Annotated in this window: 22 protein-coding genes; 8 read left to right on the forward strand and 14 right to left on the reverse strand. The window is 60.9% G+C overall.

What is annotated here, in order from left to right; translation table 11 throughout:
- Positions 1–61: 61 nt before the first annotated feature.
- Positions 62–532, forward strand: coding sequence for a BA14K family protein (locus tag QA648_RS02365; protein ID WP_104822199.1), 471 nt, complete (start codon positions 62–64; stop codon positions 530–532).
- 76 nt (positions 533–608) lie between these two features.
- On the opposite strand, the gene QA648_RS02370 is transcribed toward QA648_RS02365, so the two are convergent.
- From QA648_RS02370 to QA648_RS02380, 3 genes are all read right to left on the reverse strand, one after another.
- Positions 609–1610, reverse strand: a complete 1002-nt coding sequence (locus tag QA648_RS02370) for a transporter (protein WP_104825000.1) — start codon at positions 1608–1610, stop codon at positions 609–611.
- Between the two features lie 160 nt (positions 1611–1770).
- Entirely contained in the window at positions 1771–2070 is a 300-nt protein-coding gene (locus QA648_RS02375; protein WP_283049433.1) for a type II toxin-antitoxin system RelE/ParE family toxin, read from the reverse strand.
- Positions 2067–2330 carry a type II toxin-antitoxin system ParD family antitoxin gene (locus tag QA648_RS02380; RefSeq protein ID WP_104825001.1) on the reverse strand — a complete coding sequence of 88 codons (264 nt, stop codon included), beginning with the start codon at positions 2328–2330 and terminating at the stop codon, positions 2067–2069. Before QA648_RS02380 ends, QA648_RS02375 begins: the two co-directional genes overlap by 4 nt.
- 202 nt (positions 2331–2532) lie before the next feature.
- Here QA648_RS02380 and QA648_RS02385 point away from each other — a divergent pair, with 202 nt between their 5' ends.
- Both QA648_RS02385 and QA648_RS02390 read left to right on the forward strand, forming a co-directional pair.
- Complete coding sequence (locus tag QA648_RS02385; RefSeq protein ID WP_283049435.1) at positions 2533–4311, forward strand: acyl-CoA dehydrogenase; 1779 nt, start codon at positions 2533–2535, stop codon at positions 4309–4311.
- A gap of 10 nt (positions 4312–4321) precedes the next feature.
- On the forward strand, positions 4322–5074 hold the full coding sequence (locus QA648_RS02390; RefSeq protein ID WP_283049436.1) for a crotonase/enoyl-CoA hydratase family protein: 753 nt from the start codon (positions 4322–4324) through the stop codon (positions 5072–5074).
- Between the two features lie 53 nt (positions 5075–5127).
- Here the strand turns inward: QA648_RS02390 and QA648_RS02395 are convergent, their stop codons facing one another.
- A complete protein-coding gene (locus tag QA648_RS02395) occupies positions 5128–6378 on the reverse strand; it encodes a class I SAM-dependent RNA methyltransferase (protein WP_104822204.1) in 1251 nt (416 codons plus the stop codon).
- Positions 6375–7115, reverse strand: a complete 741-nt coding sequence (locus QA648_RS02400; protein WP_104822205.1) for a TlyA family RNA methyltransferase — start codon at positions 7113–7115, stop codon at positions 6375–6377. The genes QA648_RS02395 and QA648_RS02400 overlap by 4 nt, the downstream gene beginning before the upstream one ends.
- 126 nt (positions 7116–7241) lie before the next feature.
- Between QA648_RS02400 and QA648_RS02405 the strand changes: the two genes are divergently transcribed.
- On the forward strand, positions 7242–8249 hold the full coding sequence (locus QA648_RS02405) for a DUF4424 domain-containing protein (RefSeq protein WP_283049437.1): 1008 nt from the start codon (positions 7242–7244) through the stop codon (positions 8247–8249).
- Between the two features lie 229 nt (positions 8250–8478).
- A complete protein-coding gene (locus tag QA648_RS02410) occupies positions 8479–10416 on the forward strand; it encodes a methyl-accepting chemotaxis protein (RefSeq protein WP_283049439.1) in 1938 nt (645 codons plus the stop codon).
- A gap of 182 nt (positions 10417–10598) precedes the next feature.
- Here the strand turns inward: QA648_RS02410 and ppk2 are convergent, their stop codons facing one another.
- The 5 genes from ppk2 to QA648_RS02435 form a co-directional block, all read right to left on the reverse strand.
- Positions 10599–11519: a polyphosphate kinase 2 gene (ppk2, locus tag QA648_RS02415; RefSeq protein WP_283049440.1), complete on the reverse strand. Its 921-nt coding sequence runs from the start codon at positions 11517–11519 to the stop codon at positions 10599–10601.
- Between the two features lie 357 nt (positions 11520–11876).
- Positions 11877–13793, reverse strand: a complete 1917-nt coding sequence (dxs, locus tag QA648_RS02420) for a 1-deoxy-D-xylulose-5-phosphate synthase (protein WP_104822208.1) — start codon at positions 13791–13793, stop codon at positions 11877–11879.
- Positions 13794–13918: 125 nt separating this feature from the next.
- Positions 13919–14842 (reverse strand): pirin family protein, encoded by a 924-nt coding sequence (locus QA648_RS02425; protein WP_283049442.1) that lies wholly within the window; start codon positions 14840–14842, stop codon positions 13919–13921.
- 74 nt (positions 14843–14916) lie between these two features.
- Positions 14917–15168, reverse strand: a complete 252-nt coding sequence (locus QA648_RS02430; RefSeq protein ID WP_104825003.1) for an exodeoxyribonuclease VII small subunit — start codon at positions 15166–15168, stop codon at positions 14917–14919.
- A gap of 2 nt (positions 15169–15170) precedes the next feature.
- A complete protein-coding gene (locus QA648_RS02435) occupies positions 15171–16112 on the reverse strand; it encodes a histone deacetylase family protein (RefSeq protein ID WP_104822210.1) in 942 nt (313 codons plus the stop codon).
- Between the two features lie 165 nt (positions 16113–16277).
- On the opposite strand from QA648_RS02435, the gene QA648_RS02440 reads away from it, so the two are divergent.
- Positions 16278–16679, forward strand: a complete 402-nt coding sequence (locus QA648_RS02440) for a thioesterase family protein (RefSeq protein ID WP_104822211.1) — start codon at positions 16278–16280, stop codon at positions 16677–16679.
- 76 nt (positions 16680–16755) lie between these two features.
- On the opposite strand, the gene QA648_RS02445 is transcribed toward QA648_RS02440, so the two are convergent.
- From QA648_RS02445 to QA648_RS02455, 3 genes are read right to left on the reverse strand one after another with little or no spacing between them, the layout of a single operon-like run.
- Positions 16756–17319 (reverse strand): biotin transporter BioY, encoded by a 564-nt coding sequence (locus QA648_RS02445; protein ID WP_283049444.1) that lies wholly within the window; start codon positions 17317–17319, stop codon positions 16756–16758.
- Between the two features lie 28 nt (positions 17320–17347).
- Entirely contained in the window at positions 17348–17950 is a 603-nt protein-coding gene (locus QA648_RS02450) for an energy-coupling factor transporter transmembrane protein EcfT (RefSeq protein ID WP_283049445.1), read from the reverse strand.
- Positions 17950–18627 carry an ABC transporter ATP-binding protein gene (locus QA648_RS02455; protein WP_283049446.1) on the reverse strand — a complete coding sequence of 226 codons (678 nt, stop codon included), beginning with the start codon at positions 18625–18627 and terminating at the stop codon, positions 17950–17952. Before QA648_RS02455 ends, QA648_RS02450 begins: the two co-directional genes overlap by 1 nt.
- Positions 18628–18734: 107 nt before the next feature.
- Here QA648_RS02455 and QA648_RS02460 point away from each other — a divergent pair, with 107 nt between their 5' ends.
- Complete coding sequence (locus QA648_RS02460; protein ID WP_283049448.1) at positions 18735–19925, forward strand: winged helix-turn-helix domain-containing protein; 1191 nt, start codon at positions 18735–18737, stop codon at positions 19923–19925.
- An 88-nt stretch (positions 19926–20013) separates the two neighbouring features.
- Positions 20014–21063, forward strand: a complete 1050-nt coding sequence (locus QA648_RS02465) for a dipeptidase (protein WP_283049449.1) — start codon at positions 20014–20016, stop codon at positions 21061–21063.
- Between the two features lie 40 nt (positions 21064–21103).
- On the opposite strand, the gene ribB is transcribed toward QA648_RS02465, so the two are convergent.
- A complete protein-coding gene (ribB, locus tag QA648_RS02470; protein WP_283049450.1) occupies positions 21104–22207 on the reverse strand; it encodes a 3,4-dihydroxy-2-butanone-4-phosphate synthase in 1104 nt (367 codons plus the stop codon).
- Position 22208 lies beyond the last annotated feature (1 nt).

Consider the following 22208-nt stretch of genomic DNA (forward strand, 5'->3'; position numbering starts at 1 on the left):
TTCCCCAATTAGGAACGTTCATTGCCTTAAGCACAATGTAAGCCAGGGAATGGAGATATAAATGCTTGGTTTCCGTGCAAGAATTGCGACTATCGCTGTTTCGGCCGCTGTGGCTCTGACGAGCTTCACCCCGTCCTTCGCAATGCAGATGCCTGCCGCGCCCGTTGCGGCGGCAGACAAGGCCGCCCCTGCCGACGTTCAGCAGGTTCAGTGGCGCCGCTATGGCGGTTATCACGGCGGATACTATCCGTACTATCGCCGTGGTTGGTATGGCGGCTACCGCGGTTATCCGGGATATCGTTATGGTTATCGCTATTATGATGGCTATTGGTACCCGCTGGCCGCCTTCGGCGCCGGAGCCATCATCGGCGGCGCGATTGCCAGCCAGCCGCGTTATGTAGCTCCGGCTGGGGGTATCAACCCGCGCCACGTCGAATGGTGCGAGGCGCGCTACCGCTCCTACCGGGCTTATGACAATACGTTCCAGCCCAATCGCGGTCCCCGGCAGCAGTGCTACTCGCCCTTCTATTGAGCGAGAGATTTGAACCTATCAGCCCCAGCCGCCCGGTCACTCGCCGGGCGGTTTTTCATGGTTGAACGCCCTGCCGTCAGAGAATGTTGACCCGCTTCAGCAGCCACCAGGCGAGTACCATCGAAGCGATGATGAGGGCCACGGCATATTCCGTGCCGGCACCGCCGCCTGAAAACGGCAGATTTGACGTGTTCATGCCGAAAAAGCCGGTGACCAGCGTCGGCGGCAGCAGGAAGGCCGTCATGATCGACAGAATATAGAGATGGCGGTTGATCTCGGAGGAAAGCTTCGAGTCGATTTCTTCATGCAGCAGCCTGGCGCGCTCCTGCAGCGCGTAGACATCGTGATCGACCGCCTCCAGCCGGCCCGTCAATCGGCCGGCGACATCCTCGAACCCGAGCGGCATCTCTTCGTCGTCAGATGCTGCAGCGCGCCGCATCAGTGTCAAAACGGTGCGCAGATGCCGGTGCAGGCGCACAATCGTCCGGCGCACGGGCGCCAATCGCCGGCGTTCGTCCCGCGGCGCGTTCTCGTAGACGAAATCCTCGATGAGATTGAGCTCCTCGGTCATCTCGATAACAAGCGAGATGAGGGTGCGCTGGAACTCGACGACCAGCAGCTCGAATATATCGAGCGGCCGGGTGAATTTGGCTGCGTTTTTTTCGATCAGCATGCGCGCCCGCTCAACACTGCGTAGCGGCTGCAGCCGGGTGGTGATGAGCATGCGGTCGGTCAGCACGAAATGCAGCCAGCCGATGTCGCGCGTATCCTGATCGAATTCGCGCTGGAAATCGACCAGCGTGCCGAACAGCATCTGCTCGTCGACGGTGATGGTCGCATGCGTCTCATGCGTCGTCAGCGCCACACGGGCAGGTTCGTTTAGACCTGGCGCATCCTCAAGAAAAGCAGGTACACGGGCATCGACAAGGCTCAGATGCAGCCACAGGAAACCATCGTCCGCAAACAGCGTGGCGCGATCGGTATCATCGGACAGCCGCTCCGGCTTATTCGCGCCGGGACGCAGGCGATAGGCCCAGATGAGGCCAGGTATCGTGGTGGCTGATGTGATCGTGTTCATGGCCGAGTTGTTCGCATCGTCAAGGGAGTTGCCATACTCATTGTTCATGACGATTGTTTATGCAAGTCCCGGCTATGGCGCGACAATCGCGCAGGAAGGCGGATATGCCGCAGGTGGGGCAAGGCCGATTGGAGGATCGCCAGTTAGTTTTCGACGTAACTTAGGTCTCGGGAAACAAAATTGCTTCGAAATCCTGGGCGCCATTCAAGATATGCAGAATTTCTACGGCGTCTTCGCTGACATGATAGAAAACGAGATAGGCACCATGCGGGAAGCGGCGGACGCCTGTGCGTTCATAGCGCGGTACCAGCGGAAAGCGGTACGGCATGTCCGCTAGATGCCTACACCGCTTGACAAGCTCCGTGATGAAGCTTGCCGCGCGTTGGGGATTATCCTGAGCAATGTAGTCGCCAATATGTTCAACATCGGCTTGAGCTCTGGCGGAGAAAACGACGATCACGAGCGGCGGTCTTTTGCCATATTTTCGTATTTTGCAGTCAGTCTGGCAGCAACCTCTTCAAGAGGCTCCACTCGCCCTGCTTTAACATCCGCAAGGCCTTGTGCAATCGCGGTATCGAGCGCAGCGAGGCGTTTTTCTCGCTCTTCGACCAAGCGAACGCCTTCGCGCAGGACTTCGCTGCGGGAGTTGTAACGTCCACTTGTTACGAGTTCATCCACATAGCTTTCGAGCCGCTTGCCAAGATTTGCGCTGCTAGCCATGTTCATTCCTCTTCCAGCGTATAACCAAGGTGATAATTGTTAGCACAAATCATTCAGGGAAGTGAATGCGGATTTGTCTCGATACATTGAGGTGCCTGCCCAAAATTGACGTTTACGTAAAAATCAATTAGCTATAAACATCATGCGGCCGATAGCTTGGGTGAGGTAGACTGTCGGCATCGTCATCACGGAGGAAGACACCATGTACAAGGCGCCGGTCGAGGAAATCGCGTTTACGCTGAAGCATGTCGCTGGCATGGGGCAAGCGATGGAGGAGGGGCGCCTCGGCGATCTCAGCGGCGATGTCGTCGACGCCATTCTGACCGAGGCCGGCCGTTTTGCCGGGGACGTGATGGAACCGCTGGCGGAGATCGGCGATAGGCAGGGCTCCAAACTCATCGATGGCAAGGTGGTGTTGCCCGATGGCTGGGAGAAGCTCTATCGCGACTGGATTGCCGGCGGTTGGAACGGGTTGACGGCACCGGAGGAGTTCGGCGGCCAGGGCCTGCCGCATATGCTGAACGTTGCGGCGCTGGAAATGTGGAATTCCGCTTCCATGGCCTTTGGTCTCGCGCCGACGCTGACCATGGGTGCGGTCGAGGCGCTGATCGCTCACGGCAGCGAGGACCTTAAGCGCAAATATCTGGCAAAACTCGTTTCGGGCGAATGGGCCGGCACGATGAATCTGACAGAGCCGCATGCCGGCTCCGATGTCGGGGCGCTGCGCACCCGCGCCGAACGCCGCGATGACGGCACCTATCGCCTATACGGCCAGAAGATTTTCATCACCTGGGGCGATCATGAGGCGGCGGAGAATATCGTCCATTTCGTGCTTGCGCGCCTTCCGGATGCGCCTGTAGGCACGCGCGGTATCTCCCTGTTCCTGGTGCCGAAATTCCTGGTCAACGATGACGGCTCGCTCGGTGCGCGCAACGATTATTTCGCCCATTCGCTGGAGCATAAACTCGGCATCCACGGCTCACCCACCTGCACGATGATCTATGGCGACGGCAAATACGGAACCGAAGAAGGGGCCGTTGCCTGGCTCGTCGGCGAAGAGAACAAGGGCCTCGCCTGCATGTTCACGATGATGAATAATGCGCGGCTCGCCGTCGGCATTCAGGGTGTGGCGATCGCCGAGGCCGCGACACAAAAAGCCATCGCTTACGCAAAAGAGCGCACGCAAGGGCGGGCTCCAGGTACGACAGCGACAGGCATGAGCCCGATCATCGAACATCCCGATATCGCCCGCATGCTGCTGACGATGAAGGCGCTGACGCAGGGGTCGCGCGCCATCTGCTATGCCTGCGCCGAGGCGATCGACATGTCGCATCGCGATCCCAGCAGAGCACGGCACTGGCAGGAGCGCGCCGCGCTGTTGACGCCGATCGCCAAATCCTTTTCCACCGATGCCGGCGTCGATGTCGCTTCGCTCGGCATCCAGGTGCATGGCGGTATGGGCTTTATCGAAGAGACGGGTGCGGCCCGCCTGCTGCGCGACGCCCGTATCGCGCCGATCTATGAAGGCACGAACGGCATCCAGGCGATTGATCTCGTAACGCGTAAGTTGACAATTACCAATGGTGATCATATGCGTGGCTTCACCCACGAACTGCGCGAGATTGCCGATACCGTTGCCAAATCCAATCTGGACGGTTTCGGCGACACGGCGACACGGCTCTATGCCGCCATCACCGATCTCGAGGCGGCAAGTGAATGGCTTCTCGCGCGCCAGGCGGAGGGCCGTATCGCGGAGGCACTGGCGGGGGCTACACCCTATCAGCGGCTCTTCGGCCTCGTACTCACGGGCTGCTATCTCGCCAAGGGCGGCCTAGTGGATGTTGCGGACGGCGAGGGCGAAAAGCGCATTGCGCTCTGCCGCTTCGCTGCGGAAAACATGCTGGCCGAAACCACCGCACTCACCGATCGCATCGTCGCCGGCGCTTCCAGCCTTGAAGCTGCGCGCATCGCTCTTGCTTAAGGACATACACTTGACCGACCACATCCTGATCGAACGCCCTGAGACTGCCCCCCATGTGCAGGTGATCCGCTTCAACCGGCCGGAAAAGAAAAATGCCTTCACCCGCGCCATGTATCAGACGATGACCGACGCTTTGCGGGCAGCGGATGAGGCCTCGGATATCCGCGTCACCGCCTTCCTTGGCAGCGAAGGCTGCTTTTCCGCCGGCAATGATCTTGCCGATTTCCTCGCCTTCGCCATGAGCGGCAGCATGGGCCGCGAGGTGCTGGACTTCCTGGGCGTGCTGGCCACGGCGAAGAAGCCCGTCATCTCTGGTGTCGACGGCCTGGCGATCGGCATCGGCACCACGATCCATCTCCATTGCGACCTGACGATCGCCTCCGACCGCAGCCTGTTCAAGACGCCTTTCGTCGATCTCGCCCTTGTCCCCGAAGCCGCCTCCAGCCTGATCGCGCCGCGCGTCATGGGCCATCAGCGCGCCTTCGCTCTGCTCGCCCTCGGCGAGGGCTTTTCCGCCGCGGAAGCAAAGGATGCCGGTCTGATCTGGAAGGTCACCACGCCGGAGGCATTGGAAGCCGAAACCCTGGCGCTCGCCGCCAAACTTGCAGCCAAACCGCCGGAAGCGCTGCGGATCGCACGTGATCTGATACGCGGCTCCGCCGAAGACGTTCTCGCCCGCATCGACGAAGAGGCAAGGCACTTTGCGGCGCAGTTGAAGAGCGCGGAGGCTCGGGCGGCGTTTGAGGCGTTCATGAAGCGGTGAGAGATATTCTTTTCCCTCATCCGCCCTCGTGGTTCGGCCCCAAGCTCGTGTCGTCACTTCTCCAGCGCCGCCACAACTTCAACGTGCGAGCTCCACAGGAATTGGTCGATGGGCGTGACCCTTGTGATGCGGTAGCCGCTTTCGACCAGCAGGGCCAGATCGCGCGCGAGCGTCAGTGGGTTGCAGGAGACGGCGACGATTTTTTTGACGGCGGAGCGAGCCAGTTCCTTGCTCTGGAACTCCGCACCGGCGCGCGGCGGATCGAAGACGACGGCGTCGTAGGCTTTCAGTTCCTGCGCCATCAGCGGCCGGCGGAAAAGGTCGCGGCGTTCGATGGTTACGGGCTTCAGCCCCTGCGTGTTGCGCGCTGCGTAGTCGAGGGCGGCCAAAGGCTTGTCTTCGCCTTCGACGGCATGCACGCGGCCGATGCGCGCCAGACGCAGCGAGAATGTGCCGCTGCCGGCGAAGAGATCGGCGATGCGCTTCGCCTTGCCGACATGGGCAGCAACCAGCTCGGCCATAGCCTCTTCGGCCGGCTTTGTCGCCTGGGTGAAGGCGCCCGGCGGCGGCGAAACCTGCACGCCACCGAAATCGACCATCGGCTTCATCGGCTCAACCAGGATCTCGCCGTTCAGGGAGACGCGGGCGATACCGCGAAGGGCAAGCACGGTTTCGATGGCGCTGCGCCGCTGTTTGTCGGAGAGTTTCTTGACCTCATCGACAGCGATATCGAGGCCGGAGAGCGTCTCCAGAACGGAGATGCGAAATGCTTCCGCGCTGACAGCGAGAGCCGCGCCGACAGCCCTGATCGCCGGCAGTCGCGACATGATCCCGGCCGAGGCGATCGGACACTCCTGAACAGCGACGATATGGTGGCTTTCGGCCTGATTGAAGCCGATCAGCATGTCCTTCTCGGTCTTGCGTGCGGCAAAGACCACGCGCCGGCGCTCGCCCGGATGGGCGGCGATGAGCTCGTCCACCTCTGGCGTCAGCCCTTTGGAGCGCAATGCATCGATCACGAGCTGGCGCTTGAAGGCGCGATAGGGCGCATCGGCATAGTGCTGCAGCGTACAGCCGCCGCAGGTGCCATTGACGCCGTCGGGGCCGAAATGCCGACAGTGTGGCTCCTGCCGTTCGGGCGAGGCCGCCGCGATCGACATCAACGTTCCATGGCTCTTCACCCGCGCGATGGCAACGGTCTCGCCGGGCAGCGTGAAGGGTACGTAGATCGGCCCGTCGGCGCCTTGCGCAATGCCGTCGCCCTGGGCGCCGAGCTTCTGGATGGTCACGGTTTCGGTGCTCATGGCTTGATCCCTGCGAGAAGAAATTCCTGATTGCCGTCGCCACCCGCGATCGGCGAGGGGATGAGGCCGAGGCTACGCCAGCCCATGTCCTCGATGAGCCAGCGTTCCAGCTCCGCCGCAACCGTTGGCGCGGAGGAGGGGTCCTTCAACAGACCGGCCTTGCCGATCGCCTCGCGTCCGGCCTCGAATTGCGGCTTCACCAGCAACGCGCAACGCGAGCCCGGCTCGGCAAGCCCGAGGGCCGGTGCCAGCGCCAGCTTCAGCGAGATGAAGGAAACGTCGGAGGCGATGAAGGTTACGGGCTCGCCAATGTCTTCGGCCGTCAGATAGCGGGCGTTCAGTCCCTCGATATTGGTCACGCGCGGATCGGCTGATATGCGCGGATGCACCTGCCCATGGCCGACATCGATAGCGGTGACATGCGCCGCACCCCGCTGCAGCAGCACTTCGGTGAAACCGCCGGTCGAGGCGCCGACGTCGAGACAGTGCTGCCCCTTCGGATCGAGTTGGAAATGATCCAGCGCGGCCACCAGCTTCAGCGCGGCCCGCGAAACGTAATCCTGAGCGGGATCGTCGATCGCGATCTCCGCATCTTCGGTAAACAATGCGCCCGGCTTGCTCACTACTTTGCCGTCAACCGTCACCGTGCCGCGCTGAATGGCGTCGCGCGCCCGCGAGCGGCTGGCGAAAAGCGAGAGGGAGACGAGAAGCTGGTCGAGGCGTTGCGGTTCGGACATGGGCTGTCCATGCCGGGCAATGGTCTGCGTTGCAAGCGTTTTGTGTTGATGGCGGCCAATGTCGGCGTTGACGCTATGCGGTATCTCGCCATAATCGCCGCAAACCGGCAGTAGATGGGGGCTCGGATGCGCGGGATTTGCGGCTATGCGACGGCTCTGGCGATGCTTGCCACGCCGGCCCTGGCGAACGATAGCATGGCGGAGCTGAAGACCGGCGGCCTCGCTTATGTCCGCACCGGCGATATCAGCATGGATGACGAAAAGCTCTTCATTTCTCCGACGGAGGTGAAGGTCGATTACCTCTTTGAGAACACATCGGATAAGGATGTCGAAAGCGTCGTCGCCTTCCCCATGCCGGATATCGAGGGCGTCCTCGACAGCACGGTCGCCATCGAGGACGCCGATGCCGACAATTTCCTCGATTTCACCGTCACGCAGGACGGCAAACCGATCACGCCGACTTTGCAGCAGAGCGTGACAGTCTCCGGTATCGATCTGACGGCCGAGCTGAAGGCGCACAATATTCCGCTGCGACCGCTCGGCGCAGCCGCGTTCAACGCGGTTGCGAAGCTGCCGCCTGATGTGCTCGAGGACTGGAAGGCGCGCGGTCTCATTGCCGATGACGAATACGACAGTGACGGCCAGGGCATGAAGCATCACTCGACGCCGATGTGGACCCTGCACACGACCTATTGGTGGCGCACCAAATTTCCAGCCCGCGCCAAGATCAGCGTGCAGCATCGCTATAAGCCGAGTGTCGGCGGCACGGTGGCCATCACCTTTGCCGGCGACGAGGACTACGAGAAGGAGCAGCTCAAGATCTATCAGACCAAATATTGCGTGGACGACGCTTTCCTTAAAACCGCGACCAAACTATCCGCTGCCTCCGACAAGGGCGGCCGCGCCTATACCGAAAGCTGGATTTCCTACGTTTTGAGCACGGGCGCCAACTGGTCCGGTCCGATCAAGCATTTTCAGCTGACGGTGGATAAGGGCAGCCCGGAGAACTACGTCAGCTTCTGCGGCAGCGGCGTCAAGAAGATCGGCCCCACGAGTTTTCAGATGACCGCAGAGGATTTTTCTCCTGAGCACGATCTCGATATTCTGATCCTCAATGCCGGATCTCAGAATTAGAGTATTGTTGCGCCTCTTGCACTGAGCAGAGTTAAATAATTTTAAAGCTGTAGCATCTAGTTATGCATGCGATTGCGATTGTCCTTTTCGGGGATAATCGCCTGCCATGACGGCTCCGCGGCTCTCGCGCCCAATCATGCCTCTTCCCAGAATTTTGGAGCATCCGGCTGCGCTCTCCCAGCGGGTTCGTCGATGTTCGCCAGGACCGGCGCTCAGGAGGCGCTTGCCCATGTTTGCGAAGAACCTTTCCTTGAATGGCAAACTCGCCATCACCTTTGCCGCACTTATCGCTATCTTCGCCTGCGTTTCCGCATTCGTTTACGCCAAGGAAGAAATATCGACCGCGGCCGCCGCCGAACAGGTCAAGTCACAGCAGCTCGTCAATCTGATCGACGATTCCCTGCAGGCCATGCTGGAACAGGCGGTCAACTTGCGCGGCTTCCTGCTGCTGCGCAGCAATAGCACCTATGGCGACGTTGGCACCAATCGCGATCGCATGCTGAAGAGCATGGCGGCCGCCAAGACGGTTGCCGCCGACGAGCCGGACCTGCTTGCCGCGATCGCCGGCATGCAGAAGGCGGCCGATCTTTATTTCCATCAGCTCGCCGAGCCGCAGATGAAGGCGCGCAAGGAAACCGAGATGCCGCTCGACCAGATCGTCAAGATCGGCCAGAACGAGACGAAGGGTCAGCTCGACGGTTTCCGTGAGGCTGCAGCCAAGATCAAGCAGGCTGCCCGCGCCAAGGCAGATGCCCAGTCAGCCATCCAGGATGATGCCAATAGCGAACTGCGCCTGACATTGATTGCCGGCGGCATCATCGCTTCGCTGGCTGCAGCCGTGCTTGCCTGGCTGCTCGCACGCACCATCGTTCGCCCGATCGTCGGCATGACTGCCGCCATGGCCCGCCTTGCCGGCGGTGAGCATAATATCGACGTGCCGGCCATCGGCCGGGGCGATGAAGTCGGCCGCATGGCTGACGCCGTCGTCGTCTTCAAGGAAGCGGCGATCGAGAAACTGCGTCTTGCCGGCGAGACCGACCGCATGCGCGGCGATGCCGAGCGTCAACGTCAGATGAACGACGAGCAGAAGGCGCGGGAAGAGGGCGAGATCCGCTTCGCGATGGAGGCGTTGGCCGGCGGGCTTGCCGCCCTGGCCTCCGGCAATGTCGCCGCGCGCCTCGAGCGTACCTTCGCACCGCAGCTCGACGGCGTCCGCGTCGACTTCAACAATGCCGTCGAAAAGCTGGAAGCCGCCCTGCAGTCGGTCGGCCACAATGCTTCGGCGATCAATGCCGGTGCCGGCGAAATTCGTTCGGCCGCCGACGATCTTGCCCGCCGCACCGAGCAGCAGGCCGCCGCCGTCGAAGAGACCGCAGCAGCCCTCGAAGAGGTGACGACGACGGTTCGCGATTCGGCCAAGCGCGCTGAAGATGTCGGCCATCTCGTCGAACGTGCCCGTCAGGGCGCTGAGAAGTCCGGCGATGTCGTGCGCAAGGCGGTCTCCGCCATGCAGCAGATCGAAAAGTCCTCGGGCGAGATCAGCAACATCATCAGCGTCATCGATGATATCGCCTTCCAGACCAACCTCCTGGCTCTGAATGCCGGTGTCGAAGCTGCCCGCGCCGGTGATGCCGGCAAGGGTTTCGCGGTCGTCGCCCAGGAAGTCCGCGAGCTGGCCCAGCGTTCCGCCAACGCCGCCAAGGAGATCAAGGCACTGATCACCACCTCGAGCGATCAGGTCAACACCGGCGTGTCGCTGGTCGGCGAAACCGGCAAGGCGCTGGAGCTGATCGTTTCCGAAGTGCAGGAGATCAACCGCCACGTCGGCGCCATCGTCATCGCCACCCGCGAACAGTCGACCGGGCTGCAGGAAATCAACACTGCCGTCAACAACATGGACCAGGGCACGCAGCAGAATGCCGCCATGGTCGAGGAACAGACGGCGGCGAGCCATGCACTCGCCCGCGAGGCAGCCTCCCTCAATGAGCTCCTGCACCAGTTCCGTCTGAGTGACATGCCCCGTGAATCCAAACGTCCCGCAGCCGTTACTGCCCAGTCCCGACCGGCTGCTTCGCCTGCGAGGGCATTGGGCCGCACGGTCGCCAAGGCATTTGGCGGCAAGGCCGCTGCGGCGGCTGTTGCCCAGGACGAGTGGGAGGAGTTCTGAGGCTGGCGTCTTGATGACGCCGGACCTCCGATGCTCTTTCTGACGAGCATCGGAGGCTTGGACGGAAAGGCCGTTTTGATCGGCGATCTGTCTCGCCTGTTTCGAGGCGAGACAGATATCAGTTAGCGGTAGCTGCCGAGGGTGGCTATGACCCTTGGCCAGCGCTACCGCGAAAGCGTTCCCTAGTACTTGGACGGAACGTAAAGCTCCGGCGGCAGCACCTTGCGCTCATAGTTGGGGTTGAAGACGCGCTCCGGCAGGGTGATGTCCTCGTGAGGCACGTCCTCATAGGGAATCTGCCTGAGCAGATGGTCGATGCAGTTCAGGCGGGCGCGCTTCTTGTCATTGCCTTCGACGATGTGCCAGGGCGCTTCCGGAATGTTCGTGCGCGCGAAGGTTTCTTCTTTCGCCTTCGTATAGGCTTCCCACCGCACGCGGGACTGCAGATCCATCGGCGAGAGCTTCCACTGCTTCAAGGGATCGTGGATGCGCACGAGGAAGCGAAGCTGCTGCTCCTCGTCGGTGATCGAAAACCAGTATTTGACAAGCCGAATCCCGGAGCGAACCAGCATGCGTTCGAACTCGGGTACGTCGTGAAAGAACTGCGCGACCTGATCTTCCGTCGCAAAGCCCATCACACGCTCGACACCGGAGCGATTGTACCAGGACCGGTCGAAGAGAACGATCTCGCCGCCCGCCGGCAGATGGGGCACATAGCGCTGGAAATACCATTGGGACTTTTCGCGGTCGGATGGCGCTGGCAGCGCCACGACCCTGGCAACACGGGGGTTGAGCCTTTGGGTGATCCTCTTGATTGCCCCGCCTTTGCCCGCCGAGTCTCGGCCCTCGAAGATCACGACGACCTTCTCCTTGTGATAGGTCACCCAATCCTGGAGCTTGATCAGTTCGGCCTGTAGCGACAGCAAGGTGCGGAAGTAGTCGATACGCGGCATCGCAGCCGGATGTGCCTTCTGGTAAATCTTTCGGATCTCTTCGGAAAGAGCCGGTTCCGAGAGTTCCAACTCATAGTCTTCGTCTAGCGTATCGGCCAGTTCCGCTTCAAGCCAGTCGGAATACTGGTGCTCTTTGTCTGAATTGTTCAAGGTTCTCTCCGCTTCTCGATGGCAGCTAACGACAGCAGTCGATGCATGATCGCTCTTAAAAACGCGAACATGCCCGTTCCTGCATTGCTGCAAGTTCCGCTTTGTTCATGACAGTTAGATGACTGATTGCCGCAAGATGCAGGGCGAAGAACGTCGTGCTCAATTCTAATCAGCAAAAGCGGGCTGGATGCATTGGCTTCAAAGCCAGCGACCTTTGCGCATTCAAATCAAAGCGCTGTGCCCTGGACGCACATCGGGTAGGGACCAAGCCCCAAGCCGAATCGATAGGCATAGGGCAAAAAGTGCCGGAAGATCGAGACCCGAACAGACGGTAGATGATGGCGAGTTTAGCCGAGCTTACCCGACGACCTCGATAATCCGGCTGCGGCCCAGCGCCTTGAACACCGTCTGCACGATGCCGGCCCGGTCGAGACCGGCTTTGGCATTCATGACTTCGGGCTTGGCTTGCTCCATCCAGATGTCGGGCATGACCAGCGTGCGGATCTTCAAACCATTGTCGAGCAGGCCTTCCGTGGCGAGGAACTGCATGACCTGGCTGCCGAAGCCGCCAACCGAGCCTTCCTCGATGGTGATCAGCACCTCATGATGGCTGGCAAGCTGGCGGATCAGATCGTGGTCGAGCGGTTTGGCGAAACGAGCATCGGCAACCGTTGTCGGCAGTCCGGCCGCATCGAGATCTTCGGCGGCGGCAAGGCTGTCGGCGAGCCGGGTGCCAAAGGATAGCAGCGCCACTTTCGAACCCTGCTTGACGATGCGGCCCTTGCCGATCTGAAGAATTTCGCCGCGTTCCGGCAAATCGACGCCAACGCCTTCGCCGCGCGGATAGCGGAAGGAGATCGGGCCAAGATCGTAGGCAGCAGCCGTGCGCACCATATGCTTCAGCTCCGCCTCGTCGGCGGCGGCCATGACCACGAAGCCGGGCAGGCTGGCGAGAAAGGCCGTGTCGAAGGAGCCGGCATGCGTCGGCCCGTCGGCGCCGACGAAGCCGGCGCGGTCGATCGGGAAGCGCACTGGTAGCCCCTGGATCGCGACATCGTGCACCACTTGGTCATAGGCGCGCTGCAGGAAGGTCGAATAGAGCGCCGCGAAGGGCTTAAAACCCTCGGCGGCCAGGCCGGCCGCAAACGTGACGGCATGCTGCTCGGCAATACCGACGTCGAAACAGCGGGCCGGGAAAAATTCCTGCAGCTTGTCGAGACCGGTGCCGTTCGGCATGGCGGCGGTGATGCCGACGATCTTTTCGTCCAGCATCGCTTCCTGCACGAGCGCATCGGCGAAGACGCTGGTATAGCTCGGTGCATTCGGCTTCACCTTGGCTTGCGCGCCGGTGATGACGTCGAATTTGTTGACGCCGTGATATTTGTCCGCCGCCGCTTCGGCAGGGGGATAGCCCTTGCCCTTTTGCGTCACGACATGGATCAGCACCGGGCCCTGAGCATGGTCCCGCACATTGCGCAGGACCGGAAGAAGATGGTCGAAGGAGTGACCGTCGATCGGGCCGATGTGGTAGAAACCCATCTCCTCGAACATCGTCCCGCCGGTGACATAGCCCCGCGCATGTTCGACGGCGCGGGTAATGGCGCGGTCGACATTCTTGCCCAGATAGGCGGTGAGCTTCTTGCCGAAATCACGAAAGCCCATATAGGTGCGGCCGGAGGCGAGGCGCGCGAGATAGGCGCTCATGGCTCCGGTCGGCGGGGCAATCGACATGTCGTTGTCGTTGAGAATGACGATCAGCCGCGCGTCGAGCGCGCCGGCATTGTTCAGTGCCTCATAGGCCATGCCGGCCGACATCGCGCCGTCGCCAATGACGGCAATGACGCGGCGGTCGGTATTGTCGAGTTCGGCGGCGACCGCCATGCCGAGACCGGCGGAAATCGATGTGGAGGAATGCGCGGCGCCGAAGGGATCATATTCGCTCTCTGCGCGGCGGGTGAAGCCGGAAAGTCCGTCCTCCTGGCGCAGCGTGCGGATGCGGTCGCGCCGGCCGGTCAGGATCTTGTGCGGATAACATTGATGACCAACGTCGAAAATCAGACGGTCGTTCGGCGTGTCGAAGACATTGTGGATGGCGATGGTGAGTTCCACGACGCCGAGGCCGGCGCCAAGATGTCCACCCGTGCGCGATACCGCATCGATCATCTCGTCGCGGAGCTCGCGGGCGAGTTGCGGCAAATCCCGGTCCTCCAGCTTTCGCAGGTCGGAAGGATAGTGGACCTGGTCCAGCAGGGGCGTCTCTGGCATATGTGTCAAGGCTGAAGCCTCTTTCTTACTATTCTTGGGCAGCGGCCCGCCTTTATCTCAAAAAAGATTGCGACAAAAGGCGACGAATTCAAGGAGTGCCTGAACAAGAAACATTTGGCATTGTTATGAACTCGTTAGCTTTCCGGCAAAGGAATAAATTCTTCCTCGTCTCCCGGCACGATATCGAAACGGCCGGTGCGCCATTCTTCCTTGGCTTTTTCGATGCGTTCCTTGGAAGAAGACACGAAATTCCACCAGATATAGCGCTTTGAATTGAGTGCCGCACCACCAAAAAGCATCAAATGACAGCCTTTTTCAGCCGCCTCCAGGGCAATCGCATCGCCGGGGCGGAAGACAAGGAGTTGATCCTGTTCGAAACGGTCGCCCGCAACAATGAGCGAGCCGGAGAGAATATAGACCGCACGTTCCTCATGCCCGGCGCCAAAAGGAAACCTCGCGCCGGGCTGAAGCTGAAGATCGACATAGAGCGTGTCGGAAAAGACTTTGACCGGCGAGGTTACCCCCTCGAAGCTGCCGATGACCACGCGACCCGTCGCTCCGCCGTCGTCGATCAGCGGCATGTCGCTCTTTTCGGTATGGGTAAAGGCCGGATCGATCTCTTCCTTGTCGTCCGGCAGGGCTAGCCACGTCTGCAGGCCGGACATCGCCAGCGGATGGCCGCGCAGATTGTCCGGCGTGCGCTCGGAATGTACGATACCGCGCCCGGCCGTCATCAGGTTGATATCGCCGGGACGAATGACCTTTTCCGTCCCGAGGCTGTCCCTATGACGGATTTCGCCGTCGAAAAGATAGGTGACGGTCGACAGGCCGATATGTGGATGCGGCCTGACATCCAGTGCTTCGCCGGGCCGCAGCACCGCAGGACCCATGCGGTCGAAAAAGATGAATGGCCCCACCAGCCGCCGCCGACTGCTCGGAAGCGCACGACGGACGAAGAAGCCGCCGAGATCGCTGGTGCGGGGAATGATGAGATGCTCGATCGCGTCGCAGGCGAAGGCATCGCCGGGCAGCGGATCTTTTCCAGGGAAGAAGGACATGACGAGCGCTCCATTCGGTTGAAAGCCAACCTAACGGCAATAGGTCGGAAACTCAAATCTTGCGCGCGCGGGCTTCACTGCCCGTCCAGCGGCTCCGTGCCTTGGGGCTTGCCGGCGCGGTCGAGCCTGATCTTCTCGATGCGGTTCTCCGCTGCCGAGAGCAGAGCCTCGCAATGCTTCTTCAGCGCTTCGCCGCGCTCATAGATGGCGATGGATTCGTCGAGCGCGACGTCGCCGCGTTCCAGCCGCGCGACGATGCTTTCGAGCTCCGCCACAGCCTTTTCGAAGGAATAGCCGGACACATCCACTTTGGCGCTTTCGCTCATCATCAACCCTTCATCATGCGCAGAATATGCAGGCCTGCCGATTCGGCGAGGCCTTCCAGATCATAGCCGCCTTCGAGCAGGCTGACGACCCGGTTCTTGGCGCTGCGGTCGGCGGCTTCCAGAATGCGCCCGGTCGCCCAGTCGAAATCCTCGCCGGTGAGATTCAATTGTGCCAGGGGATCGCGATGATGGGCATCGAAGCCGGCCGAGATGAGGATGAGGTCGGGGCGAAAATCGTCGAGTGCCGGCAGCACGCGTGATTTGAAGGCCTCGCGGAAATGGTCGCCGCCGGTATTGGGCGAAAGCGGCGCGTTGACGATGGTATTATGCGTGCCGCGCTCGTCCTTCTTGCCGGTGCCGGGGTAAAGCGGCATTTGATGCGTGGAGCAGAAGAGCACCGAGGGATCGTCCCAGAAGATGTCCTGCGTGCCGTTGCCGTGATGCACGTCCCAGTCAACGATGGCGACGCGCTCGGCTCCATGGGCCTTCTGCGCATGGCGGGCGGCGATTGCCACGTTGTTGAAGAAGCAGAAGCCCATGGCCTTGGACTTCTCTGCGTGGTGGCCAGGGGGGCGGGCCGCGACAAAGACGTTGTCGGCCGCGCCGGAGAATACGTCGTCGACTGCCGCCATTGCGCCGCCGACGCCACGCAGGATCGCCTGCAGCGTCTTCGGGCTGGCATAGGTGTCGGCTTCGAGCTGGTTGATCTCGTCCTCGTCACCCCCGTCGGGGATCGAGCGCATCACAAAGGTGAGGTGCTCTTCCGGATGGGCAAGCAACACGGCGTCTTCATTGGCGATTGGCGCCTGGCGCCGGTCCAGTCGCTCGAAGTTCGGATGCTCCAGCGCGATATTCAAAGACCGCAACCGGTCAGGCCTCTCCGGATGACCCGGGGGGGTTAGATGTTCCAGAAAAATCGGGTGCTCGTAAAGACGTGTGCTCATGAAACCAATCTACAGACGGGATATGACATCTGCTACCGGACATGGGCAGTATCACCATAATGTCAACAATCCATCTTAACCACGTTGGGCTACCAACCGTTTACTTCTTGAGGCGCGATGTTAAGCTTTCATTAAGGTGCGAGCCGTCGGCCAGGGTTTTGCGTGATGATGAGTCTAGAACGATCCGATGTCATCGAAATGCGGGTACCGCCTCGCGATGTCGACAGGCAAGGGCAGATGTTCATCGCCTCCTACATCTCCCAGGCGGAAACGGCGCTGTCGAATTTTTGGCGCGCCCGGCCGCTGGTGAGCGACGAGCCGGTCTACATCGCCACCAAGGCTTCGTGCGCGCTGCACCGGGCGCTGCGTTATGACGATCTCGCCCGCTTTTCGGTCAGCGTCAACAAGATCGGCGGCAAGTCGATCGGCTTCATGGTCCTGGTCGAAACCGGCAATGAGGTGGCGGCGGAGGTGGAAATTCTCTGGCTCGCCGTGCGCGGCGAGGAACACGATCCTGTGCCGCTGCCGGAAGATACCCGCGACTGGCTCTACAAATACCTGGATTGATTTCTAGCTGAGCAGCTCTTTGCCCGAAAGCCGCGTCACAGTTTTCGCTGCGTGACCCTTCGGTCGGGCATTATGCTCAGCTTCGCTGCGGCAGCAGGGGGTAGCCAACCATGACGGCGCGGCCGACGAGGGCGGCGACGACAGCTTTGACGAGGTCACCCGGAACGAAGCCCATCGACCCCTTGAACGCGTTGTTGAAGCCGAGATTGGCCCCGATCGCGAGCCAGGCGATGCCGAAGGCGTAGAGAACCACGACGCCGCCGATCACTGAAGCGATGAAGAAGCCGATGCCCTGGGCAAGGGCCGTTTGCTCGGCCTTCACCAGCCGCTCGGAGAGATAGCCGGTGACGTAGGCGGCGAAGATCCAGCCGATGAAGAAACCGGCCGTCGGACCGGCGAAGACGGCAAGACCGCCACGGCCGCCCGACAGCACCGGCAGGCCGATCGCCACCAGCACGACGACGATCAACACCGCGATGGCGCCGCGCTTCGCGCCAAGCACCACGCCCGCAAGCATCACGCCGAGCGACTGTGCCGTGATCGGCACCGGAATGATGCCGATCGAGATCGGCGGCAGCAGGCCGAGCGCCACGATGATGGCGGCAAAAAGCGCGGAGAGAACGAGGTCGCGGGTGGTCATGACGGCTCCAGTCGAAAACAGTGTCTTTTCAATGCCGCCGAATGCCCCTGGCGTCAATCGCGGCTGCGATATTATCGGCATCGCGCAGCGTCAGGATGATCAGCGGCACCAGCGCTGTTGTCATGCGGATTTTGATCCCGCGAGCTTCATGCGCCTCTCGGATGGCGCGGTAACGGTCTAGAATTTCCGGAACGAAGCGCACGACGAGGCCGACCGAAAGACCGATATCGGCCGCCTTCAAGAGGCCGATCTTTTCCAACGGCGCGGCAAGCGCCGTGATCTCGTCGATGAAAGCGGCGATCGACGTCGTGGCCGTCACCACGGCCGCGAAAAACACCAGCGCGGTCAGCCGCAACACGGTGACAGCAGCGACATGGACGGGATTGAAGATCAGGCTGAACAGCGCCACGACGATAATGGTGAGAACGACCGGCCGCAGCCGCTTCAACGCTTCGCTCACGGGCAAGCCAGTGCTGAAATAGAGGAGGGCGCCGATGGCAACGGCGAGGCCAAGCAGTGCGAGGTTGTCCGTCAGGAACAGCAGGATGCCGAGGGCCGCCAGCGCGCCAAGCTTCAGACGCGGCGCCAGCCGGTGCATCCAGGTACTGGCATCGACGTGCAGCGTCTGCATCAGGCAGCCAACTCCCTGTAGCGGGCAACCGCCTCCGTCGGCGGCGCATCCGCGATTAATCGACCTTGATCGAACAGCAGCACCCGATCGAAATCCTCTATCAGCGACAGGTCATGGCTGATGACGATGACATGCTCCGGCAGCCCGGCAATGGTTTCCTGCACCAGCGCCCTGTTCCGGAGATCGAGCTGATTGGTCGGTTCGTCAAGAATGAGGATGTCAGGTCCGGTGACGAGCACGGAGCAGAGAGCGGCCATCTGCAGCTCGCCGCCGGAAAGTTCATGTGCGCGCCGCTCCGCCAGATGGCGGACGCTGAACCGGTCGAGAATGCCGTCCACCGCCGCCTCGATCTCGCTCTTGCCGAGGCCGCGCGCCTTGAGGCCGAAGGCGATATCGTCGCGGATGATCGGCAGGATGATCTGATTCTGCGGCGACTGGAAGATATAGCCGACCTTGCCGAGCACGGACTTGGCGTCGGTCACGGTGTCGAGCCCATTGACGGTGACCCGGCCGGTCGTAGGCTTGGCAAGCCCGTTGATCAGCCGCGCAAATGTCGTCTTGCCGGAACCGTTGAGCCCGATCACACCGACGCGCCGCTCGCTCAGCGTCAAGCTGAGCGGCGAAAGCGCAAGCCGCGGGCCGAAATTGACGCCGGCATTGTCGAAACGGATATCCAAGCTGCTGGCCCTGTTCCATCGTGATATCGCGGTCCTATAGCCCATCATGACGAATTATCAAATCAACGCCGTTTGAAAGCATGGGAATTAATGCCTATGATCTGAGCATGACGAATCTGCTTTCAAACCGAGATGCCCGCCGCGTCTTCCTCGCCAAGCAGGGGCTTTCCAATCCGCCGAACCGTGCCCTGACCAAGGCCGGGCTGCTGCAGTTGATTCACGATATCGGCTTCGTGCAGGTCGACAGCATCTCGACTGTCGAGCGGGCGCATCACCAGATTCTGTTTTCCCGCAACCAGACCTATCGGCGCGAACATCTGACGGAACTGCTCGAAAAGGACGGCGCGCTGTTCGAAAACTGGACGCATGATGCCTCCATCCTGCCCAGCGCCTTCTTCGTCTATTGGAAGCACCGGTTCCGCCGCGAGGAGCTGGCGATCATTGAGCGCTGGCGCAAATGGCGGGGCGAGGGGTTCGAAGCCGCCTTCGAGGAGACCTACGAGCGCGTCCTGAAAAACGGCGCCATCACCGCCCGTGAGATCAAGGACGAGAATCACACTTCCGGCGGCTGGTGGAACTGGCATCCGAACAAGACCGCGCTCGAATATTTCTGGCGCACTGGCAAATTCGCGATCGCCGGCCGCACCAATTTCCAAAAGGTCTACGATCTCGTCGAGCGCGTACTGCCGGAAAATTTCCACACGCCCGAAGTCGGCCACGACGAATTCGTCGATTGGGCCTGCCGCAGCGCCTTGCAGCGCCTGGGGTTTGCCACGTCAGGCGAAATCGCCGCCTTCTGGGACTTGGTGACGCCGCAGGAAGCGAAGACCTGGGTCGACACGCATCGCGCGGAACTCGCCGAAATATTGATCGAGCCCGCCATGGACGGCAAACCGCGCCCTTCCTTCGGCTTTGCCGATTTCCCAGCTACGCTCGACAGCTTCCCCGAAGCTCCCGCCCGGATGCGCGTCCTCAGCCCCTTCGATCCGACGATACGCGACCGCAACCGCACCGAACGCCTGTTCGGCTTCTTCTACCGGATCGAGGTCTTCGTGCCGGAGCCGAAGCGTGAATATGGCTATTACGTTTTCCCGCTCCTGGAAGGAGACCGGCTGATCGGCCGGATCGATATGAAAGCCGACCGCAAGGCGGGCACGCTGGACGTCAAACGCCTGTGGCTGGAACCAAGTGTCCGGGCATCCGCCGGACGGCTGGAAAAGTTGGAAGCGGAATTGGAGCGGGTGGCGCGTTTTGCCGGGGTGGAGAAGGTGGTGTTTCTGGAGGGGTGGCGGGGATAAATTGCCTGTTCTTCCGTCCTGATTTCCCGCTGGTTTCCGAGAGGACTGCGTAGGCCAAACTGCACTTGAACCTTGGGGCAGAGATCACATGAGCAGCATTTATGTATTCGATGGGCATAATGATGCGGTTCAGTTCATGGTGGATTATAAATCTACCGGCCGGGATTTTATGGTCCGATCGGAGATGGGGCATCTTGATCTTCCGCGAGCGCGTGAAGGCCGCTTGGCTGGCGGATTGTTTGCAATGCATGCCTCTCCAGAACACGAGCCGGTGGATGACCTTACTATCACTCGTGATGGATACGAAGTTCGTTATGCCGATGCCGTCCATCCGGACTATGCCCGTGGACAAATCGATGGCCAGCTTTCCGCGATGAGGGGTTTGATCGAACGCTCCAACGGCCAGATCCGCCTCGCCACAAGCGTGAATGATATTCGGACTGCCCAGATGGACGCCGCCTTTGCCGTCGTGCTTCATATAGAGGGGGCAGAGGCCATCGGCCCTGATTTCGGATATCTGGATGCCCTATATGACGCGGGCCTCCGATCTCTCGGCATCGTTTGGAGCCGTCCGAATATTTTTGGCTATGGCGTCCCGTTCGCTTATCCGAGGTCTCCCGATACTGGGCCGGGGCTTACGGATTTAGGCAAGAGCCTGGTCAAAAGATGCAATGCTCTCGGAATAATGATCGATGTTTCCCATCTGAACGAGCGTGGGTTTTGGGACGTGGCCGCCCTGAGCACCGCTCCGCTTGTCGCCACGCATGCCTGCGCTCATGCCCTATGCCCATCGACCCGAAACCTAACCGATCGGCAGCTCGATGCCATTCGCGATACCGACGGGGTCATCGGATTGAACCTGGCCGTCAATGACGTTCGCCCCGATGGCCACCTTGAAGACGACACGCCGCTCGACCTTGTTGTTCGTCATATTGATTATCTCATCACCCGTATTGGAGCGGATAGGGTCGCTCTCGGATCAGATTTTGATGGCGCGGTCGTGCCCCGCCAAATCAAGGAGGCAAGCGGCATGCCACATCTCATAGACGCCATGCGCAAAAATGAATTCGATGAGTTGACCCTGCGAAAATTCGCCTATGACAATTGGCTTCGCGTGTTCGGCCTGACTTGGAGATAGCTGACTACGGTTATTCAAGAATGCTGACCCATTAACAGGATCAGCAAATCTCCGTCCGGGCGATCTCGATGCCGAACCCTTCCAGGCCGACATAGTGCCGTTCGCGGCTGGTGAGCAGTTTGATCGAGCTGACGCCGAGATCTTTCAGAATCTGCGCGCCGAGGCCGATTTCCAGCCATTCGCTGTCGCGGGCCTGGGCCTCGGCATGGGTCTCATGGCCGGCCTGGCGGGATTTGCGGCCATTGTCGATATGGCCGACGCCAACGGAACCTTCGCGGAGATAAACGATGATGCCGCGGCCTTCATCGGCGATCTTCTTCATGTAGAAATCGACCGGACGGCGCTTTCCGAACAGGTCTTCGGCCACATTTTCCGGATGCAGGCGCACCGGAATGTCGATGCCGTCGCGGATGTCGCCGAAGACGACTGCGAGATGCTGCATCGGGTCCCAGGGTAGCGAATAGGTGTGAGCGCGCGCCTTGCCGAACGGCGTTTCGATATCGAAGCTGGCGCCGAGTTCGATCAGCGTTTCCTTGCGCTGGCGATAGGCGATGAGGTCGGCGACGGAGATGAGCTTCAGCCCGTTCTGCTCGGCGAATTCCACCACCTGCTGGCCGCGCGTTACCGTGCCGTCGTCATTGACGAGCTCGCTAATGACGCCGATCGGCGGCAGGCCGGCGAGCTTGCAGAGGTCTACGGCGGCTTCCGTATGGCCGGAGCGCATCAGCACCCCACCTTCCCGCGAGACCAGCGGGAAGATATGGCCGGGACGGAGGAAATCGGTCGGGCCGACATTCGGATTGGCGAGATTGCGCACCGTCAGCGTGCGGTCGTCGGCGGAAATGCCCGTCGTCGTGCCGTGCTTGAAGTCGACGGAAACGGTAAATGCGGTCGTATGCGCGGAATCGTTTTCCGCCACCATGGCGTTGAGGTTCAGGCGCTTGGCCTCCTCGCGCGGCATCGGCGTGCAGACGATCCCCGACGTATGGCGGACGATGAAGGCCATCTTCTCCGGCGTGCAGTGGACGGCAGCGACGATCAGGTCGCCCTCATTCTCACGGTCGTTATCGTCCATGACGACGACGATCTCGCCGGCCTCGAAGGCTCGAAGGGCTTCCACGACGCGCTTCTGATCATAGGGCATG

The sequence above is a fragment of the Rhizobium sp. CB3171 genome (genome assembly GCF_029714265.1).
Lineage (GTDB): Bacteria > Pseudomonadota > Alphaproteobacteria > Rhizobiales > Rhizobiaceae > Rhizobium.

Coding starts and splice junctions, on each gene's coding strand:
- QA648_RS02465 (WP_283049449.1), top strand. CDS start 20,014: ATGAGCAGCATTTATGTATTCGATGGGCATAATGATGCGGTTCAGTTC.
- QA648_RS02445 (WP_283049444.1), bottom strand. CDS start 17,319: ATGACCACCCGCGACCTCGTTCTCTCCGCGCTTTTTGCCGCCATCATC.
- QA648_RS02400 (WP_104822205.1), bottom strand. CDS start 7,115: ATGTCCGAACCGCAACGCCTCGACCAGCTTCTCGTCTCCCTCTCGCTT.
- QA648_RS02410 (WP_283049439.1), top strand. CDS start 8,479: ATGTTTGCGAAGAACCTTTCCTTGAATGGCAAACTCGCCATCACCTTT.
- QA648_RS02405 (WP_283049437.1), top strand. CDS start 7,242: ATGCGCGGGATTTGCGGCTATGCGACGGCTCTGGCGATGCTTGCCACG.
- QA648_RS02430 (WP_104825003.1), bottom strand. CDS start 15,168: ATGAGCGAAAGCGCCAAAGTGGATGTGTCCGGCTATTCCTTCGAAAAG.
- QA648_RS02460 (WP_283049448.1), top strand. CDS start 18,735: ATGACGAATCTGCTTTCAAACCGAGATGCCCGCCGCGTCTTCCTCGCC.
- QA648_RS02450 (WP_283049445.1), bottom strand. CDS start 17,950: ATGCAGACGCTGCACGTCGATGCCAGTACCTGGATGCACCGGCTGGCG.
- QA648_RS02380 (WP_104825001.1), bottom strand. CDS start 2,330: ATGGCTAGCAGCGCAAATCTTGGCAAGCGGCTCGAAAGCTATGTGGAT.
- QA648_RS02440 (WP_104822211.1), top strand. CDS start 16,278: ATGATGAGTCTAGAACGATCCGATGTCATCGAAATGCGGGTACCGCCT.
- ribB (WP_283049450.1), bottom strand. CDS start 22,207: ATGCCCTATGATCAGAAGCGCGTCGTGGAAGCCCTTCGAGCCTTCGAG.
- QA648_RS02435 (WP_104822210.1), bottom strand. CDS start 16,112: ATGAGCACACGTCTTTACGAGCACCCGATTTTTCTGGAACATCTAACC.
- QA648_RS02385 (WP_283049435.1), top strand. CDS start 2,533: ATGTACAAGGCGCCGGTCGAGGAAATCGCGTTTACGCTGAAGCATGTC.
- QA648_RS02365 (WP_104822199.1), top strand. CDS start 62: ATGCTTGGTTTCCGTGCAAGAATTGCGACTATCGCTGTTTCGGCCGCT.
- QA648_RS02370 (WP_104825000.1), bottom strand. CDS start 1,610: ATGAACACGATCACATCAGCCACCACGATACCTGGCCTCATCTGGGCC.
- QA648_RS02425 (WP_283049442.1), bottom strand. CDS start 14,842: ATGTCCTTCTTCCCTGGAAAAGATCCGCTGCCCGGCGATGCCTTCGCC.
- QA648_RS02395 (WP_104822204.1), bottom strand. CDS start 6,378: ATGAGCACCGAAACCGTGACCATCCAGAAGCTCGGCGCCCAGGGCGAC.